Annotated in this window: 1 protein-coding gene; it reads left to right on the top strand. The window is 53.1% G+C overall.

Features of this window, described 5'->3' with window-relative positions; genetic code table 11:
* Positions 1-184 (top strand): hypothetical protein (locus AC1RPW_RS07835; protein WP_481769417.1); only part of this gene is annotated, 184 nt, incomplete at its 5' end.
* Positions 185-275: the final 91 nt, after the last annotated feature.

Below are 275 nucleotides of genomic sequence, written 5' to 3' on the forward strand. Positions count from 1 at the left end.
GACCGTGGTTGCCGATATCCGCCGCGCACCGATCCCCAAGTCGTTCGGGGACAAGATGCGGACAGCCGGTATCAGCCGTGAAGACAAGAACCAGCAGATCGAGTACTACAAGCAGCTGTTCGCGTATGACCCTGCGTACCTGCGTAGTGTCATCGATATCGTGAACGAAGATAGCACGGCCTAAGCCTCTCTGCTTTAATCGTCCCAAACCCCTTAACAACCCATGTGAGTCCCAACATGTAACAAATTGGAGGTGCATTGTGAAGCACAACCTT

The organism is Dellaglioa sp. CoH-55-MRSF-8, from assembly GCF_056782195.1.